14 protein-coding genes are annotated in these 18,413 nt (G+C 73.9%); 9 read left to right on the top strand and 5 right to left on the bottom strand.

The genetic code is table 11. The features are described from left to right. Positions 1 to 50 precede the first annotated feature (50 nt). Positions 51 to 1,466, top strand: coding sequence for a dihydrolipoyl dehydrogenase family protein (locus Aru02nite_RS35070; protein ID WP_203664823.1), 1,416 nt, complete (start codon positions 51 to 53; stop codon positions 1,464 to 1,466). Between the two features lie 207 nt (positions 1,467 to 1,673). On the opposite strand, the gene Aru02nite_RS35065 is transcribed toward Aru02nite_RS35070, so the two are convergent. After that, positions 1,674 to 2,114: a MarR family winged helix-turn-helix transcriptional regulator gene (locus Aru02nite_RS35065; protein ID WP_203664821.1), complete on the bottom strand. Its 441-nt coding sequence runs from the start codon at positions 2,112 to 2,114 to the stop codon at positions 1,674 to 1,676. A gap of 107 nt (positions 2,115 to 2,221) precedes the next feature. On the opposite strand from Aru02nite_RS35065, the gene Aru02nite_RS35060 reads away from it, so the two are divergent. The 3 genes from Aru02nite_RS35060 (at position 2,222) to Aru02nite_RS35050 (ending at position 8,363) form a co-directional block, all read left to right on the top strand. After that, a complete protein-coding gene (locus Aru02nite_RS35060) occupies positions 2,222 to 3,076 on the top strand; it encodes an SDR family oxidoreductase (RefSeq protein ID WP_203664819.1) in 855 nt (284 codons plus the stop codon). Positions 3,077 to 3,598: 522 nt separating this feature from the next. Further along, positions 3,599 to 5,260, top strand: a complete 1,662-nt coding sequence (locus Aru02nite_RS35055; protein WP_203664818.1) for a hypothetical protein — start codon at positions 3,599 to 3,601, stop codon at positions 5,258 to 5,260. A gap of 193 nt (positions 5,261 to 5,453) precedes the next feature. Further along, the gene (locus Aru02nite_RS35050) at positions 5,454 to 8,363 is read left to right on the top strand and encodes a winged helix-turn-helix domain-containing protein (protein WP_203664817.1); all 2,910 of its coding nucleotides are present in this window, start codon (positions 5,454 to 5,456) and stop codon (positions 8,361 to 8,363) included. A 12-nt stretch (positions 8,364 to 8,375) separates the two neighbouring features. On the opposite strand, the gene Aru02nite_RS35045 is transcribed toward Aru02nite_RS35050, so the two are convergent. Then, the gene (locus tag Aru02nite_RS35045; protein ID WP_203664816.1) at positions 8,376 to 8,723 is read right to left on the bottom strand and encodes a carboxymuconolactone decarboxylase family protein; all 348 of its coding nucleotides are present in this window, start codon (positions 8,721 to 8,723) and stop codon (positions 8,376 to 8,378) included. A gap of 215 nt (positions 8,724 to 8,938) precedes the next feature. Between Aru02nite_RS35045 and Aru02nite_RS35040 the strand changes: the two genes are divergently transcribed. Together Aru02nite_RS35040 and Aru02nite_RS35035 are read left to right on the top strand one after the other, a co-directional pair. Next, entirely contained in the window at positions 8,939 to 9,511 is a 573-nt protein-coding gene (locus tag Aru02nite_RS35040; protein WP_203664815.1) for a DUF7144 family membrane protein, read from the top strand. Positions 9,512 to 9,532: 21 nt separating this feature from the next. Beyond that, the gene (locus Aru02nite_RS35035; protein WP_203664814.1) at positions 9,533 to 11,062 is read left to right on the top strand and encodes an MFS transporter; all 1,530 of its coding nucleotides are present in this window, start codon (positions 9,533 to 9,535) and stop codon (positions 11,060 to 11,062) included. Here Aru02nite_RS35035 and Aru02nite_RS35030 read toward each other — a convergent pair. Beyond that, positions 11,017 to 12,891, bottom strand: a complete 1,875-nt coding sequence (locus Aru02nite_RS35030; RefSeq protein ID WP_203664813.1) for a glycoside hydrolase family 15 protein — start codon at positions 12,889 to 12,891, stop codon at positions 11,017 to 11,019. The genes Aru02nite_RS35035 and Aru02nite_RS35030 overlap by 46 nt on opposite strands. 315 nt (positions 12,892 to 13,206) lie before the next feature. Between Aru02nite_RS35030 and Aru02nite_RS35025 the strand changes: the two genes are divergently transcribed. Beyond that, positions 13,207 to 13,713, top strand: a complete 507-nt coding sequence (locus tag Aru02nite_RS35025; RefSeq protein WP_203664811.1) for a DUF1269 domain-containing protein — start codon at positions 13,207 to 13,209, stop codon at positions 13,711 to 13,713. A gap of 28 nt (positions 13,714 to 13,741) precedes the next feature. On the opposite strand, the gene Aru02nite_RS35020 is transcribed toward Aru02nite_RS35025, so the two are convergent. Next, positions 13,742 to 15,343, bottom strand: coding sequence for an FAD-dependent oxidoreductase (locus tag Aru02nite_RS35020; protein WP_239077153.1), 1,602 nt, complete (start codon positions 15,341 to 15,343; stop codon positions 13,742 to 13,744). Here Aru02nite_RS35020 and Aru02nite_RS35015 point away from each other — a divergent pair. Continuing rightward, positions 15,342 to 15,977: a TetR/AcrR family transcriptional regulator gene (locus Aru02nite_RS35015; RefSeq protein WP_203664809.1), complete on the top strand. Its 636-nt coding sequence runs from the start codon at positions 15,342 to 15,344 to the stop codon at positions 15,975 to 15,977. The two genes, Aru02nite_RS35020 and Aru02nite_RS35015, sit on opposite strands and share 2 nt — an antisense overlap. A gap of 3 nt (positions 15,978 to 15,980) precedes the next feature. Here Aru02nite_RS35015 and Aru02nite_RS35010 read toward each other — a convergent pair whose 3' ends face one another. Further along, a complete protein-coding gene (locus Aru02nite_RS35010; protein ID WP_203664808.1) occupies positions 15,981 to 16,427 on the bottom strand; it encodes a hypothetical protein in 447 nt (148 codons plus the stop codon). 95 nt (positions 16,428 to 16,522) lie between these two features. Between Aru02nite_RS35010 and Aru02nite_RS35005 the strand changes: the two genes are divergently transcribed. Then, positions 16,523 to 17,980 (top strand): methyltransferase domain-containing protein, encoded by a 1,458-nt coding sequence (locus Aru02nite_RS35005; RefSeq protein ID WP_203664806.1) that lies wholly within the window; start codon positions 16,523 to 16,525, stop codon positions 17,978 to 17,980. Positions 17,981 to 18,413 lie beyond the last annotated feature (433 nt).

Genomic DNA, 18,413 nt, shown 5'->3' with positions numbered 1-18,413 from the left:
CCGTACCGCCGTCGGGTCCGGCGGCGTCGGGGTGGCGTGAGGAGAAGCGGGTGGACGAGTTCGATCTGGTGGTACTGGGGGCGGGTCCGACGGGCGAGAACCTCGCCGAACGGGCGCACGCCGGTGGCCTGAGCGTCGCCGTCGTCGAGTCCGAACTGGTCGGCGGCGAGTGCTCGTACTGGGCGTGCATGCCCAGCAAGGCGCTGCTGCGGCCGGCGGCGGCGCGGGCCGAGGCGACCCGGGTGGCCGGCGCCCGCGAGGCCGTCACCGGTCCGCTCGACGCCGCGGCCGTACTGGCCCGGCGGGACGCGTTCGCGTCGCACTGGAAGGACGACGGTCAGGCCGACTGGGTGGCGAGCGCCGGCCTCACCCTCGTTCGCGGGCACGGTCGGCTCGACGGCGAGCGCCGCGTGGTGGTCGAGGCCGCCGACGGCACCCACCGGGTACTGACCGCGCGGCACGCGGTCGCCGTGTGCACCGGTACCCGGGCCGCGGTGCCGGATCTGCCCGGGATCGCCGACGCGCGGGTGTGGACCAGCCGCGAGGCGACCAGCGCCAAAGCGGTGCCGGGCCGGCTGGCCGTGGTGGGCGGCGGCGTCGTCGCGGTCGAGATGGCCACCGCGTGGCGCGCCCTGGGCAGCGAGGTGACCCTGCTGGTACGCGGGGCCCGGCTGCTGCCGAAGCTGGAGCCGTTCGCCGGCGACCTGGTCGCGGACAGCCTGCGCGACAGCGGCGTCGACGTACGTTTCGGCGTCTCCGTGACGAAGGTCCACCGCGACGGCGGCACGGTCACGCTGACCACCGGGGACGGGACGGTGGAGGCCGACGAGGTGCTGTTCGCGACCGGGCGTACGCCGGCCACCGCCGACATCGGGCTGGACACCGTGGGGCTGACGCCGGGCCGCCCCGTCGAGGTGGACGACACCGGCGCGGCGACCGGCGTCCCCGGCGGCTGGCTGTACGCGGCGGGCGACGTCAACGGCCGCGCCCTGCTGACGCACCAGGGCAAGTACCAGGGGCGGGTGTTCGGGGCGGTGATCGCCGACCGGGCCGCCGGCCGCGCGCTGGACACCACCGACTGGGGCCGCAGCGTCGCCACCGCCGACCGGTACGCGGTGCCGCAGGTGGTGTTCACCGACCCGGAGGTCGCCGCCGTCGGGCGCACGTACGAGGAGGCTCGGGCGGCGGGGCACCGGGTCCGCGCGGTCGACTACGACCTGGGTTCCGTGGCCGGCGCCAGCCTGTACGCCGACGACTACCGCGGCCGGGCGCGCGCCGTCGTCGACCTGGACCGCGAGGTACTGCTGGGCGTCACGTTCGTCGGCGCCGGCGTGTCCGAACTGCTGCACTCGGCCACCGTCGCGGTGGTCGCCGAGGTACCGGTCGCGCGGCTGTGGCACGCGGTCCCGGCGTACCCGACGATCAGCGAGGTGTGGCTGCGGCTGTGGGAGACGTACCGCGGCTGAGTCCGGTGGGCGGCGCCGGTCGTCCCCTCGGCGGCCGGCGCCGCATCGGGTCGGCAGATCCCGGGCAGTTGTGCACCGATCACGTTCGGGGTCGGCGGCCCGGCGACCGACCCGTCCCGAGCGCCGTCCGGCGGCGCGCCCCGTGCGAGCCACGAGCAGCGACGCGACACCGACGACACGGGTACGGATCGGCTCAACGGAGCCGGATCAGGCGTCGGGGACGTCACCGCCGAGCAGGTCGGTCGCGGACCGGTGGATCTTCGCGAGCGCGCTGCGCAGGTGCCGGCGTTCGGTCGCGGTGAGCTGCGCGGTGACCCGCTCCTCCAGGAGGCGGCGCTCGGCCTCGACGGGGGCCTGGAGGGCGCGGCCGGCGTCGGTGAGCCAGAGCCGTACGAGGCGCTGGTCGGTCTCGTCGCGTCGGCGGGTGAGCAGGCCCGCGTCGGCGAGGCGGGCGGCGAGCTTCGTGACGGCGGGGGTGGTGACGTTCGCGGCGGCGGCGATCTCGCCCGGCGTACGGCCGTCGCGGTCCCAGAGGGCGGCGAGCAGATGGTCCTGCCCGAGGCGCAGCCCGTGGCGGCGGAGCGCGGCGTCGGCCGCGGCGCGGACCGCCTTGTTCGTCCTGCCGTGCAGGTCGAGGAGTTCGGGCATCGCGGTCCTCCGGGTACGCGGGCCGGCCGGCGCCGGTTGACGACTGATCGTTTACCGGTTAACGTTTCGCCTCGAACGTTAACCGGTAAACGACATTGCGGAGTCCCATGCTACTGATCACCGGCGCCACCGGACACATCGGCCGCGAACTCGTCCGCGAACTCGACGCCCGGCGCGCCACGTTCCGGATCCTGGTGCGCGATCCGGCCCGCGCCACCGACCTGCCGGACCGGGCCGTACGCGTCGTCGGAGACCTCGACTCCCCCGCCACGCTGGCCCCCGCGCTCGACGGCGTCGAGCGACTGTTCCTGCTCGTACCGGGGACCGGGCTGGAGCACACGCGGCACGCGCTCGACGCGGCCACGGCTGCCGGCGTACGGCACGTCGTGCTCGTCTCCTCGTACGCGGCGCTCGGCGATCCGGTGCCCGCGATGGGTCGCTGGCACCGCGAACGCGAACGCATGGTCCGCGCCAGCGGCATCCCCGCCACGATCCTGCGGCCCACCGGGTTCACCAGCAACGCACTCGACTGGCTGCCCACCATCCGCGCCGGCGGGTACGTCCTCGACCCGGTCGGCCCCGGCCGCGCCGCGCCGGTCGACCCCGCCGACATCGCCGCCGTCGCCGCACACGTACTGACCGGCGACGGGCACGAGCACCGCGAGTACCTGCTGAGCGGCGCGGAGACGCTCACCGTGGCCGAGCAGGTGCGGATCCTGTCGGCGGCGGTCGGCCGCGACCTCACCGTACGGCCGGTGGACGACCCGGCCGACGCGGTGCGCTTCCGGTACCCGCACGGCGCGCCGCCGGCACTCGCCGAGGCGCTCGTCGAGGGACTGCGGCTGATGCGCGCCGACACCGTCGGGGTACGCAGCGACACGGTGCGGCGCATCCTCGGCCGCGCGCCCCGTACCTTCGCCGACTGGTGCGCCCGCAACGCCCACGCCTTCCCCGCCGCCTGACGGATTCGTTGCGGCGCAAGCGATCCGAGCGTCGTCCGAGTACGACCGGCCGCGTCGCCGTCGGCCTTCGGGCCCGAAGCCGCACCCGCCCATCGACGCAAACCCGGCGACCGCGCCGCGCGCCGATCACTGGGCAGCGGAGATCGTTGCTACTGAAGCGGTCCCGGCGCCGGCGGTGATCAGCCGCCCGGTCACGCCGCCGGGTCGGGCAGCGGGAGGCGAGCCCGGCCGGCGCGGCGTACTTTCCGCTGCGCACAGGCGTTTCCGGGTCCGGGCGGCCGGGGCCGTGAATAATGCGTCATGTCCGACAGTCGGGGTACGAGAGGGGCCGGGCGTGGCGGCCGAGTGGGAGTACCCGGTGCGGACGCTCCGACTGGCACCGGTTCCGGGAGTACGGCACTCCTCGCGGCGGCGAGTCACCCGTACCGGGTGATGAGCGGCCGCACCCCCGCCGCGCAGCATCGACGGTACGAACGGGTCTGCCGTGCGCGTGGGCGGTCCGGACTTGCCGGGAGGTGTCTGATGCGACGCTGGGCGGTCGGAATTCTCGTCGCGGTCAGTGTGCTGGCGCTGATCCTGAGCAGTACGTCGCTGTGGACCCGGCGGCACGTGGTCAACACGGGCGTGTTCGTGAGTACGACCCAGCAGGTCATGCAGGACAAGGCGGTGCAGGCGCGGGTCACCGACCAGGTGGTCACGGCGATCATGGCGCGACCCCGGGTGCAGACCGCGATCAACCAGACGGTGCAGAAGCTGCCGCCGGCGCTGCAGCAGTTCAAGCCGTCGATCGTGAACGGCGTGCAGTCGTTGCTCACCACCGGTGTCCGTACGGTGCTCACGTCCGCCGCGTTCGACCAGGTGGTACGGACGGCGCTGACGAACGCGCACAGCCAGCTCGTCGCCGGGCAGGACATCAGGTTCAGCATCGGGGACGCCAAGGCGGCGCTACCCGCGTCGGCGAAATCCGGTGTGGTGGGCCAGATCCTGTCGCTGATCCCGAGCAACGTCGGCATCACGGTGCTGCAGAAGAGCCAGGCCCCGCAGCTGTACTCGGCGCTCGACCTGCTGAAGCGGCTGTGGCTGTGGCTGGGGCTCGTCGCCGCGGGCGCGCTCGCCGGCGCGCTGGTCGTGTCGCACCGCCGCCGTCGTACGTTGCGGGCGTGGGCGGTGTGGACCGGCATCGGCGCCCTGATCCTGGCACTCGGCATCACCGTCGCGCGGCCGATCGTGGTCGGTCGGGCGCAACCCGGCGGCCGGGACGCCGTCGGCGCCGTGTACGACATCGTCGCCAACAGCCTGCGCGCCTGGACCCTCTGGCTGTTCCTGATCATGGTGGTACTGACGGTCGTCGTGTCGCTGTGGGGCCGGCTGCACGTGGTGTCCGCGCTGCGGCGCGCGGCCGCCGCGAGCCGTGCCGCGATCGGCCGCGGCCGCCGGCACGCCGCGACGACCGGCGCCGCGTCGACGGAGGTGGCGACGGCGGACGTGACCGGGCCGCGCCCACCCTGGTACCGGCGGTTCGCGGTGTGGGTCGGCGCGTTCGTCGACGGGCTCGACCTGCCGCGCCGGCTCTCCGGTACGGCCGCCGCGATCAACGCCGGTCCGGCCGCGTGGCGCTGGGCGGGTGTCGTGGTCGGCCTGCTGGTACTGCTGATCTGGCCGCACCCCACCCTCTCCGTACTTCTCTGGACCGTCGCGATCGTCGCCCTGTACCTCGGAGTGCTGCGGCTGGTCCAGGTCGTCGCGGCGCGCGGCGGCACCGTACCGGGTGAGACGACCGTCGGTGCCGCGCCGAGCGGGGACGGCGGACCGTCCGGCGACCGTACGGCCGCGGTGGCGGGTGCCATGCCCGCCGGGATCGCCGCGGGCGGTACGACGGAGCCCGGGTCGGTGGGTGGCGCCGCGGAGCCCGGGTCGGTGGGTGGCGCCTCGGCGCCCGCGCCGGACCGTCCGCGGGGCGTGGCCGACATCGCCAGCCCGGAGACCCGGACGCTGAGCGGCGCGACCGGCACCGGAGCCGGCGGTACCGTCGACGAGCTCGTCACCACGGACGCCCGGCTGACCCTGCTGACGCGGCTCGGGCAGGCCCGCAACGACGGGCTGCTGACGGACGCCGAGTTCGCGCGGGAGAAGGTCCGGTTGATGGACTACCAGGCGCCCGGCGACCGGTTCGGGCCGGGTTGAGCCGCCTGGTGCTGGTCCGCCGGACGAGCCCCGGTCCACCCATCGGCCGGACCGGGACGCCGATGCGCCGACCGTACTGCTCGGCCGAACAGCCATAAGGTGCCCGTGCCGCCGCGTACCCGGGCACCTCGTCCGCCGTGTTCGTAGGCTCGTTCTCGTAGGTCCGTCCCGACACCTCATCTGGACTCGGTGGATGACACGCGTGGTGGAACCCCGGGTGGTGGCGAGCGTCGACACGTACCGTCGGCCACCCGGGACGGCACTTCCGGTCGGCGTGGCGCCGGCGCTGGTGGCACGGCTGACCGTGCCGCGGCGGCCGGCCGTACTCGTCTCCCGGCCGCGGCTGGAGCGCCGGCTGACCGACCTGACCGACGCCGGTACGACGCTGGTCACGGCCGGGCCGGGCGAGGGCAAGACGGCGCTGGTCGCGGCATGGGCCGAGGCGGGCGCGGCGCCGGGCACCGTCGGCTGGCTCACCCTGGACCGTACGGACGCCGACCCGGCGACCTTCTGGTCCGACGTCCTCGCCGCGCTCCGCTGGACCGGCGTACCGCTCGGCGACGGCGGGCCGCGTCCGCTGGAGTACGCGGACGGGGGGACGGAGCGGCACATCGACCGCATCCACGCCCTGCTGTACGACCTGACCACGCCGATCGTGCTGGTCCTCGACGGCATCCACGAACTGCACGACCCCTCCGTACTGGCCCGGCTCGACGCGCTGCTCACCCAGCCGCCGCCCGCGATGCGCCTGGTACTGCTCGGTCGGGCGGATCCGGGGTTGCGGCTGCACCGGCTGCGGCTCGACGGGCTGCTCGGCGAGATCCACGCGCCGGACCTGCGGTTCGACCGCGCCGAGGCCGGCCGCCTGCTGTCCGCGCACGGGCTGCGGCTGGATGCCGGGCAGACCGACCGGCTGCTGGCCCGTACCGGCGGGTGGGCCGCGGGGTTGCGGCTCGCCGCGATGTCGGTGGACCCGGCCGACCCGGCGACCGGCCTCGCCCGGTTCTCCGGCGAGTCACCGGCCGTGGCCGACTACCTCGCCGGGGAGGTACTGGCCCCGCTGCCGCCGCCGGTGCGGTCGTTCCTGTTGCGGACGAGCGTGGCGGAACCGTTGAGCGGGCCGCTCGCCGCGGCCGTGTCCGGGCAGCCCGAGGGGCGGCGACTGCTGACGGACCTGACCGCCGGCAACCGGCTCGTCTCCGCGGCGGACCCGTGGGGCCGGCCGTACGACTACCATCCGCTGCTCCGCGAGTACCTGTACCACCGGCTGCGGGCCGAGGACCCGGCCGGGGCGCTCGACGCGCACCGCCGGGCGGCCCGCTGGTACGGCGCGCACCGGGCGCCGGTGACCGCGCTGTGGCACGCGGTACGGTCCGGCGACACCGACGAGGTGGCGCGGGTACTGTTCACGCTCGCGCTGCCGCGCCTGCTGTCCGCGGAGGGCGCGCAACTCGCCGACACCGTACGGCCGCTCGCCGACGCGGCCGACGACGCGCCGTCGCTGGTGACGCTGACCTGCGCCGCGGTCGCAGCCGTACAGCGGCACGACTTCGCCCGGGCCCGCGCGCACCTGCGCCGCGCCCGGGCGACGCTGCCGGGCGTACCGGCGGGTCTGCGCGACGCGGCCGACATCGGGCTGTCGCTGGTCGACGCGATCGCGGCCGGCTCCACCGGCGCGGTCCGCGCGGCCCGTACCGGGGCGTCCCGGGTGCTGTCGCTGGCCGGGCCGGACGCGAGGCCGGGACTGCCGGCGGCCGCCGAGTACCGGGCGCTGGCGCGGTGGAACCTCGGCCGCGCCCAGCTGTGGCAGGGCGGGATGGCCGCCGCGGACGCGAGCCTGCGCGACGCCGCGACCGCCGCCGGCCACCACCGGCTGGACCTGGCCGCGGTGAGCGCCGACGCGCACCGCGCCGTCATCGACGTGGTACGCGGCGAGCTGCGGTCCGGCACCCGCCGCGCCCGCTCGACCGTACTGGCCGCCGAACGCCAGGGCCGCGCGGTGGAACCGTACGCGGCGGGGGCGTTCCTCGCGCTGGCGCTCGCCGAACTACAGCAGGATCATCCGCACGTCGCCGCCCGGCACCTGGCCCGCGCCGGGGCGTCCGCCGCGGCCGGCGCGGACCGCACCCTCGACCGGGCCGTACGCCTCGCCGAGGCGCGGCTGCGCGTACAGGCCGGGGACGCCGCCGCGGCCCGCCGGATCCTGGCCGAACTGCGGGCCGACAGCGGGAACCGGCTGCCCGCGCTGCTCACCGAATGGCTGGCGGGCGCCGAGGCCGAGGCGGAACTCGCCGCCGGCGCGCCCGACACCGTACTCGAACACCTGCGCGCCGACCCCGACCCGGGCGTCTGGGAGCGGATCTGGCTCGGTTGGGCCGATCTGGCGCTGCGGCACCCGGCGGGCGCGCGCGCCCGCGTGGCCCCGCTGGGCCGCTCCCCCGACCGCGGCCGGGCCGCCGCCGTCGAGGAGTCGCTGATCACCGCGCTCGCCGCGGACGCGCTACGGCAGGACGGCGTCGCCGTCGAAGCCGTCGACCGCGCCCTGGAACTCGCCGCGCCCGACCGCCTCAGCCACCCGTTCCGTACCGCGGGGAACCGGTTGGCACCGCTGATCCGGCGGCAGCAGCGGGTCCTCGGCACGCACGCGGCGTTCGCGGAGATGGTGTTGACCGACCAGGCCGCCCCGCCCGCCGAACGCCTCGCCGAGCCGCTGACCGACCGCGAACTGACCGTGCTGCGCTACCTGCCGACCATGAGCAGCAACGACGAGATCGCCGGGGACCTGCACATCAGCGTGAACACCGTCAAGGCGCACCTGAAGAGCCTCTACCGCAAGCTCGCCGTCAGCAGCCGGCGCGAGGCGATCCGGCGGGGCCGGCTGCTCGGCCTCCTCCGCCCGTCCGGCACCGGTGACCCCGACGGGCTCCCGGACGCCCCGGCGGGGCCGGACTTCGCGGTACCCGACGCGCTCCCGGACAGCCCGGCGTGGCCGGACTTTGCCGACCTCGACGGCCCGCCGGATCCCGTACGACCGCCGGCCTGCGACGGGCCGGTCGACCGCACGGATCCGGACGGGTTGGTGGATCTCACGGTTTCCGACTGACGTCGGCGGGCCTCACTCCGCGGGGCTGCCGTCGTCGCCGACGCCGATCGCCTGCAACGACGCACCGGCGGCGGCCACCACGCGCGGGCCACCGACGATCGGCGCCACGGCGGTCAGTACGCCCTGGATGTCGGCCACCGTCACCCCCGCCCGGCTCGCCATGGCGAGATTCACCAGGTACGACGCGGGCGGCGCGCCCATCGCCGCGAGTGCCGCGATGCGTACCAGGTGGTAGGTCCGTTCGGGGAGGCCCGAACGGCCGAGGGTGTCGTACTGCATCTGGGCCAGGGTCTCCAGCACCGGGCCGTCCCCGCGGGCGACGGCACCGAGCATCTGCTCCGGGGCCATGTCGGTGGTCATGGGTGTCTCCCTCCTCGGCGTCGTGTTCCAGCCTCCGTACGCCGGGCCGCGCTGTCGTCACCCCGCCCGGGTGAGCCGGTCCCGGGGCCGGTTCACCCCCGCCGGGTGAGGTCCGCGCGGCCACGGTTCGGGACGGTGGTGGGGTGCCGTCCGGGGCACGGCGACGCCGGGTGCCGGTTCGGCGGCACCGTCGTACGTGGGAGGAGTCCACAGCCATGAGTCAACGGAACGCCGCGCGGTCGTGGGCGGCGGGCGGAACGGTCTTCGCCGCCACCATGCTGCTCATCGTCGGCGTGTTCCAGGTGCTGCAGGGCATCGAGGGTATCGCCCGGGGCAGTTTCTACGTCGTCGCGCCCAACTACCTGTACCACTTCAACACGACGGCCTGGGGCTGGATCCACCTGGCCATCGGCGCAGTCGCCGTGCTCACCGGTGTCTTCCTGTTCGTGAACCAGTCGGTGTGGGCGCGGGGCGCGGGCATCGTGCTCGCCAGCCTCTCGGCCATCGCCAACTTCTTCTTCATCCCGTACTACCCGTTCTGGTCGCTGGTCATGATCGCGCTGGACGCGTTCGTGATCTGGTCGCTGGCCACGGTCGGGTCGGGCGCCCGGCGCGAGGAGCGCATGGGTACGACGACCGCGGTGGGGGATGCCGAACGCTGGCCGATGGCGGGTCAGCAGGGTACGTCGACCTCGGCCCGCATGGACGCCCCGGCGCCCCGGCCCGCCGAGACCGAAACGCGGCCGGCCGACGCACCGGGTGGCCGTCCGCAGTCACCGATGAGCTGACCGGCCCGCCGGCAGTCGACGATGACGGCGGCGGTATCCGGCGGAGCGGCGGCACCCGCGGCCGGGCGTACCTCGGCCTGGTCGCTGGTGCTGCCGCTCGTCCTCGCGCAGTTCATCGCGAGCTACGCCGGCACGAACATGAACGTGGCGATCAGTACGATCGCCGACGACATCGGTACGACCGTGGCCGGGATGCAGACGACCATCACGTTGTTCACCCTGACGATGGCCGCGCTGATGATCCCGGGCAGCAAGCTGACCGACATCCTCGGCCGCAAGGTCTGTTTCCTCGCCGGCCTCACCGTGTACGGCGTCGGCGCCGTGATCGCGCTGCTCGCGCAGGGCCTCACCGCGATGGTCGTCGGCTACTCGGTACTGGAGGGCGTCGGGTCGGCGCTGCTGATCCCGCCGATCTACATCCTGATCACCGTCAAGTTCCGGGACACGAAGTCGCGCGCCAAGTACTTCGGCGCGGTGAGCGGCGCGGCCGGGCTGGGCGCCGCGGCCGGTCCGCTGATCGGCGGGCTGCTGACGAGCGCGGTGAGCTGGCGCGCGGCGTTCGGCCTGCAGGTACTGGTCGTCGCGGTCGTCGCGGTGCTGGCGCTGCGGATCACCGACGAGCGGCCGGCGTCGCCGCGCCCCCGGTTCGACGTCGTCGGCGCCGTACTCTCCGCGGCCGGACTGTTCTTCGTCGTCCTCGGCATCCTGCGCTCCAGCACGTACGGCTGGTTCGTGTCGCGCAAGGACTTCACGGTCGGCGGCACGGTCGTCATCCCGAAGGGTGGCGTCTCCCCGATCTGGCTGTACATCGGCGTCGGCGCGATCCTGCTCGCCGCCTTCGTGCTGTACGTGCGGCGCCGGGAACGCCGCGGCCGGGAGCCGCTCGTACCGTTGCGGTTGTTCCGGAACCGGACGTCGAACCTCGGCCTGGTCACGCAGAACGTGCAGTGGCTGACCATGCAGGGCTCGTTCTTCGTGATCTCGGTGTTCCTCCAGCAGGTCCGCCACTACGACGCGATCCGGACCGGCCTGATGCTCACCCCGGCCACGATCGGCATCCTGCTGGCGTCGGCGGCGGCCGGCCGGCTGGCGCAGCGCCGCTCGCAGCGGTTCCTGATCCGGATCGGCTTCACGGTGACGACGGTCGGGATGATCCTGCTGCCGGTGTTCGTCCGCGACGACTCCGGCGTACTCAGTTTCATCCCCGGGTTGTTGCTGATGGGGCTGGGCATCGGCGTGATGCTCACGTCGTCGGTGAACGTGGTGCAGTCGGCGTTCCCGGAACCGGACCAGGGCGAGATCTCCGGACTGTCGCGCAGCGTCTCCAACCTGGGCTCCTCGATGGGCACCGCGTTCGCCGGCTCGATCCTGGTGGCCGCGGCCGTACCGGGCGGCCGGCCGTTCCTGCTGTCGCTGGTGGCGCTGGCCGTGATCGCGGCGCTCGGCCTGGTCGCGGCGCTGTTGCTGCCCCGCCAGCCCGCACCGGCGGGCGGCGGGACGAGCGATCAGACCACCCCGCGCAGCGCGCGGTCGAGTACCGCGCCGACCTGACCGGCGCCGTGGTCGAGCTGGTAGTCGAGGTTGACGGCGGCGCTGATCAGCGACAGGTGGCTGAACGCCTGCGGGAAGTTGCCGATCTGCTCGCCGGTCGGCGCGATCTCCTCGGAGTACAGGCCGAGCGGGCTGGCGTACGTGAGCATCTTCTCGAACGTCAGCCGGGCGTCGTCGAGCCGCCCGGACCGGGCCAGCGCGTCGACGTACCAGAAGGTGCAGATGCTGAAGGTGCCCTCGGAGCCGCGCAGGCCGTCCGGTGACGCCGCCGGGTCGTACCGGTAGACGAGGCTGTCGGACACCAGCTCCTCGTCCATCGCCGCGAGCGTCGACCGCCACCGCGGGTCCGCCGGCGACACGAACCCCACCAGCGGCATGTACAGCAGCGACGCGTCCAGTACGTCGGTGTCGTAGTGCTGCACGAACGCCTGCCGCTTCTCGTCGAAGCCGCGGTCCATCACCTGCTGGTACACCGCGTCGCGCATGGCGGACCAGCGTGCCACGTCGCCGGGACGGCCGCGCCGGTCCGCGAGCCGTACCGCCCGGTCGAACGCCACCCACGACATCAGCCGTCCGTACGTGAAGTGCTGCCGGCCGCCGCGGGTCTCCCAGATCCCGTCGTCCGGCTGGTCCCAGTGCTCGCACAGCCAGCCGGTCAGGTCGACGAGCCGCCGCCACCCGTCGTACGAGACCTCCAGGCCGTGCGTGTCCGCCAGGTACACCGAGTCCATGGCCTCGCCGAAGATGTCGAGCTGGAGCTGGCCCGCCGCACCGTTGCCGATCCGTACCGGGCGGGAGTCGCGGTAGCCGGCCAGGTGGTCGAGGATCTCCTCGTCGAGGTCCGGTGACCCGTCCACGCGGTACATGATCTGTAGCGGCGCCGAGCCCGAGTGCACCTGCCCGACCCGGTCGTTGAGCCAACCCATGAAGGCGCGCGCCTCGTCGGTGAATCCGAGCCCCAGCAGGGCGTACACGGAGAAGGAGGCGTCGCGGACCCAGGTGAACCGGTAGTCCCAGTTGCGTTCGCCGCCGATCTGTTCGGGCAGCCCGGCGGTGGGCGCGGCGACCAGCGCGCCGCTCGGTGCGTACGTCATGAGTTTGAGGGTCATCGCCGAGCGTTCCACCATCTCCCGCCACCGCCCGGCGTACGTGCAGCGGCCGATCCAGGAGCGCCAGAAGTCCCGGGTCTCGCGGAACAGCTCGGCCAACCGGTCCGGCGGCACGATCCGCGGCGGCCCGTCCGGCGCGGTCTCCACGACCATCCCGCCGATCTCCCCCGCCGACAACGTCACGAACGCGGTGAGTCCCTCGTCGGTCAGCCGCACGTCCTCGGGTCGTACGAGCCGGTCCTCGCGGCGCGCGGCGCTGACGTTCAGGGTCGTGCCCGCGCCGGACAGGACGGCGCCGTCCTCGGTGATGCGCCCCGTGCAGCCGGTCCGCCCGTAGTCGAACTTGGGGTGGCACTCCATCCGGAAGCGCATCTGCCCGCGTACCACCCGGACCATCCGTACCAGGCGGTGCCGATCGGTCGCGCGGTCGCCGGCGATCGGCATGAAGTCGACCACCTCGCCCACCCCGTCGGTACTCAGGAACCGGGTCACCAGGATCGCGGTGCCGGGCAGGTAGAGCTGCTTGCTGACGAAATCCGTACCCTCCGGCGTGATGCGGAAGTACCCGCCGCGCTCGCGGTCCAGCAACGCGCCGAAGATGCTCGGCGAGTCGAACCGGGGCGCGCAGAACCAGTCGATCGTGCCGTCCGACGACACCAGCGCCGCCGTCTGCAGGTCGCCGATCAACCCGTGGTTCTCGATCGCGGGGTAGGTGTCCATCCTCGCCTCCACGCTGACTCGGCGCCGCCGGGTCGCGGCACCCACCGTCAGCCTGGCCCGGCCCGTACGGCGGCGGGACCACCCGCACCGGGTGATGCCCGTCCGGGTGACAGACACACCCACGGAGCCGCATACGCCGTCCCGGCCCGCCCCGTACGTACCGGTCGGCGCCGACGCGCGGCCGACCGGTGCACGGTCGTTCGGCAGGTACCCGGGCGCGGCGAGCGCGCGTAGCGTCGCGACCGTACGGCCGCCGCACCCGTACGCCCGCTCACCTGCGCGTACGCGGCACCGTACGGGGAGACGGGGGAAGTCATGAGCGATCTGGTGGCGATCGGATACCGGGACGTGGCGACCGCGGACATGGCCCGGGACAGGATCCTGGGACTCCAGCGCGAGGGGCTGATCTCCCTCTCCGACGCGGTCATCGTGGAGGCACGCCACGACGGCAGCATCAAGCTGCACCAGCTGCGCGGCGGACCGGGCCGGGGTGCCGCGGGCGGCGCGATGTGGGGCGGGCTGATCGGCCTGCTGTTCTTCGCCCCGCTGTTCGGGATGGCGGTCGGCGCCGCCGGCGGCGCGCTCACCGGCAAGCTCGCCGACACCGGCGTGGACGACGCGTTCATGCGCGACGTCGGCGCGCGGCTGCAACCGGGCAGCGCCGCGCTGTTCCTGCTCGTCGACCAGATGACCGAGGACAAGGTACTGGCCGCGATGGCGCCGTACCACTTCGAAGGCACGCTGCTGCGTACGTCGCTGAGTGCCGAGGCCGAGCAGCACCTGCTGGACGCGGCCGCCGCCGCCCGCGCCGCCGCCGGCTGACCCGACGACGACACGGCGCCGGCACCGCTCAGTCGCCGACCGGCGCGCCCAACCACAGCCCCAGGTACTTGTCGGGCCCGGTGTCCGCGGCGTCCGTCGCCGCCCACGCCACGTACCCGTCGGGCCGGACGAGCAGCGCGCGCAGGTCGGTGTCGTCGGCCGTCGCGGTGAGCACGGTGAGCCGGTCGGCGTACCCGTCGGCGCTGCGCCGAAGGCCGGCGTCGTCGCGCAGGTCCACCAGCAGCGCGCGACCGTCGTGCAGGTGGTCGGCGAGCCGGCTGCCGTCCGCGAACGCCAGGTCCGGTGCGCTGCGGCCGACGAGCGGATGCTCGCCGGGCAGGTCGTACCGCTGCCAGACGCCGGAGATCCGGGTGGCGAGGTACGTCGCGCCGTCGCCGCGGGAGGCGAGGTCGGCGACCACCGCGCGAATGGCGCGCGCGTGCGGATCCGGCCGCATGATGGCGATCTGCGCGCGGGTCCAGTCCAGCACCCACTCCCCCACCGGATGCCGCTCCGCCGTGTACGTGTCCAGCAGCCCGTCCGGCGCCCACCCGCGTACCGTCGCGGCGAGCTTCCAGCCCAGGTTCACCGCGTCGCCGACGCCCAGGTTCAGCCCCTGCCCGCCGAACGGCGAGTGCACGTGCGCCGCGTCCCCCGCCAGCAACACCCGCCCCTTCCGGTACTCGGTGGCCTGGCGCGCGTTGTCGGTGAACCGGGTCGCGCTGGTGATCGCGTCCACGCCGACGTCGACACCGGTGACCCGGCGTACGGCGGCCTGGAGTTCGGCGGGGGTGACCGGCTCGGTCCGGTCGCGCGGCGCGCCGTCGAACTCGGCGACGAGGATCCGTCCCGGATGCGGCCCGTACGCGTACACACCGGTGTCGGTGACGTGCCAGCCGACCTCCAGCGCCTCGGTGCCGCGCAACGTCGCCATCGCCTGGTACGCCGTGATCTCCGGTGCCGTGCCCGGGAAGTCGAACCCGGCCTGCTTGCGTACGAGGCTGCGGCCGCCGTCGCAGCCGACCAGCCACCCGGCGGTGACCGTACCGGAGTCGGTGTCGACGGTGACGCCGTCGCCGGTGTCGTGGAACCCGGTGAGCGTGACGCCACGCCGTACGTCGACGCCGAGGTCCCGGGCGCGCCGTTCCAGCATTGACTCGAACTGCTGCTGGCTGACCAGGCCGAGGGTGCCGAGGTGCGCCTGCTCGACGAGGACCGGATCGTCCTGGTCGATGGTGTCCCGGTCGAGCATCACGCCGCCGAAGTGGCCGGCGAACCGCGGGATCGCCGGCCCGCCGCCACCGCTGCGCTGCGCCGCGAACGCCGCGAACTGCCGCATGTTCTCGTCCCGCGCCGCCTCCAGCTCGGGCAGCATGCCCCGCCGGTACAGCGCCTGGATGGTCGGCGAGTTCAGCGAACCGGCCTTGATCGTCGGGTCGATGTCCGTGCGGCGCTCCAGCACCGTCACCGCGACACCTGCGAGCCGCAGCTCGACGGCGAGCATCAGCCCGACCGGCCCACCGCCGGCCACCACCACGTCCACGTGTTCGGTCATGTCGTCCTCCCCGATCAGTACGTCGAGTGAAAAAGTACTGTCACTAAAAGTTTTTAGCAAGTAGAGTGTCGGCATGAGCGACGAACCCGGCCTGCGGGAGCGGAAGAAGCGCGCGACGCGGCAGCAGATCTCCGACCTGGCGTCGGGTCTCTTCCTCGAACGCGGGTTCGACCAGGTGACCGTCGCCGAGGTGGCCCGCGCCGCGGACGTGTCCACCAAGACGGTGTTCAACTACTTCCCGCGCAAGGAGGACCTGTTCCTCGACCGGCTGGCGCCCCTCGGCGAGATGATCACGACGGCCGTGCGCGACCGTCCCGCCGGATCGAGCGTGCTGCGCGCCCTGCGCGACATGTACCTGGCGCTGCTGAAGGCGAAGAACCCGGTCAGCGGGTACGCCGAGCCCCGGTACGCGTCGTTCTGGCGGACCGTGACCGCCTCGGCCGCGCTGCGGGCCCGGGTCCGCGAGGTCGTCCAGGACCTGGAGGACCTCGTCGCCCGGCTGTACGCGGAGGCCGAGGGCATCGACCCGCACGGGCTCCGCGCGCGCCTCGCCGGGGCGTACGTGCTGGCCGCGCACCGGTCCGTCTACCTCACCGCCGCCACCCGGGCCATGGCCGGCACGGACCCCGACACGATCACCGCCGGCAGCGTGCGCGCGTACCACCAGGCGTTCGACGCGGCCGAGCGCGCCCTCGCCACCCTCGACTGAGCGTCACTCCGTACGGCGCACGCCGGAGAGCGCGGCGAGACCGCCCATCCCGGCCCCGAGTACGAGGGTGGGCGCGAGGATCCGCCACGGGCTCGGATGCTCCAGCGCGAACGACCCCGCCCACGCGAAGACGGCGCCGCCGACGAGCGTCAGGACGAAGGCGAGCAGCACGAGGCCCGCCCGGGGCCGGAGCCGTACCGCCGCCAGCAGGATCCACGTCGCCAGGCCCACCGCGACGCCCGCCGCCAGCACCATCACCGGCAGCGTGGCCACGAAGAACCCCAGCGCGCAGTAGCTCTCCGGGTTCTGCGCGTCGGCCACCGCGCAGTGGTCGTGCGCGTGCTCGGTCAGCAGTTCCCAGACCGCGCCGGCGACCGCGCCCAGTACCCCGCCCGCCGCCAGCAGCACCCACGCCCACACCCGCCCGCGCGGCGCCGACTCCTCGTCCACAGCACCGCATCGTACGGGTCGCGGCGGTGGCCGGCCGGGCACGGCGACGCGAAAACCGGTGGTGGGCGGGCGCGCGGCACGCTTGGCTTCCCGACATGACCGCCCTGACCGACCTCGTACGCCCGGACCGCTTCCCGCGCTCCGCCCGGTACGACCCCGGCTGGCTGCTGTCGCTCGACATGGGGCCGAATCCCTTGTGGCTACTGGAGGACCTGGCCGCCGACCTCGACCTCCGACCCGGCATGCGGGTACTCGACCTCGGCTCCGGCCGCGGCGCCACCTCCGTGTTCCTGGCCCGCGAGTACGGGGTGCGGGTCGTGGCCGCCGACTGGTGGATCGCCCCCGAGGAGGCCGCCGCCGTGTTCGCCGCGGCCGGCGTCGGCGACCGGGTCGAGGCCGTCCGCGCGGAAGCGCACACCCTGCCGTTCGACGAGGGCGCCTTCGACGCCGTCGTGAGCATCGACGCCTTCGAGTACTTCGGCACCGCCGACGGCTACCTTCCTTACCTGGTACGGTTTCTGCGCCCCGGCGGCCAGCTCGGGATGGCGACCCCGGCCCTGACCCGGGAAGTACGCGAGATGGGTGCGGTGCCGCCGCACATCCGGGCCGTCGTCGGCTGGGAGGCGATCGCCTGGCACACCGCCGCCTGGTGGCGCTTCCAGTGGGAGATCACCGGACTCGTCGACGTCACCTCGGCGCGACACCAACCCGACGGCTGGCGCGACTGGGCTGCTGTGGACCCGCGCCGTCGCCGAACACGGTACGGGCGGCGCCGACGCCCGGCGCGTCATCGACATGCTCACCGCCGACGCCGGCGAGTACCTGGGGTGCGCGCTGGTCACCGCGCGCCGCCGCTGACCCGTCCCGTTCCCTTGCGGGCCAACGCTTCCGCCCGCGCTGCCCTCCGCGCCACGCTCGGCACCGACCGGGCCGGGCGGGGGCGGCGCGACGCGAAACCGTCGGATGCGGGTCGTACGCTGGCGGCCCACCCGCCGACGTTGGAGGTTGCCGTGCCGGACACCGGGGCCGCGTCGTTCCTCGCCGCCTACGTACGGGCGACGAACAGCCACGACATCGACCGGATCGTGCCGCACATCGCCGCCGACGCCACGTACTGGTTCAGCGACGGCTCGTTCCGTGGCGTGCCGGCGATCGCGGCGGCGATCGCGCGCACCTTCGCCACGATCCACGACGAGGTGTACGAGATCAGCGACGTCGAATGGGTCGTACAGACACCGGACACCGCGGTCTGCCGGTACCGCTTCGCCTGGCGCGGCCTGGTCGACGGCGTGCCGCGGACCGGCGCCGGCCGCGGCACCAACGTCCTCGTACGCCGCGACGGCGCCTGGGTGATGCTGCACGAACACCTCAGCCCCTCGTACCGGAGCGCCGTCCGCACGGCCGATGAAACCCTTCTACCGCAAGGATTTCCCGGCAGCCACGCCGCGGCACGGTTCCCTTCGGCCGCCGCGGGTTCCGCCGACCTGCCCGCCGCGCCGGTCACGACGCCCCACCGGCGCACCGACTGCGGCGAGGCAGCCCGTTGTCGATGAGCGCGGCGCGAACAGCGAGTCGTCGTTCTCGGGACGGTCGACGAGTTGGCGGGACCGCGCCGCGAACGTGCCGAACAGCGCGTCGACGTCGAACGAGCCGCCGGACACCGACTCGGCCCGTGCACGCCCGCGGTGAACACGCCCGCCGTCACCGGGGTGGCCACCCCCGAGCATCCACCGCTTCCCGTGCACGTCGGAGCCACAGGCAGCTGCCATTTATGTGCAGATTGTGAACGTTGAACATGCCGCGGAACCTGGCGCGTCGACGACACGCCGCGGGGTACCACGATCGGGTTCGTGTCGGGTTCGGTGGCCGGAAACCGTTGGTACACCGGCGATTCCGGCGAAGACACCGCAGAGATGCGTGTCATGCGGCAAATAACTTTCGGTGCCGAGCCTTCTGCATACAGCTACATATGGGTATGGTCTGCGT

The sequence above is a fragment of the Actinocatenispora rupis genome, from assembly GCF_016861975.1.
In the GTDB taxonomy this organism is placed as follows: domain Bacteria; phylum Actinomycetota; class Actinomycetes; order Mycobacteriales; family Micromonosporaceae; genus Actinocatenispora; species Actinocatenispora rupis.
Note: the sequence above shows the minus strand (reverse complement) of the source record. Positions and strands in the feature narration are given on the sequence as shown.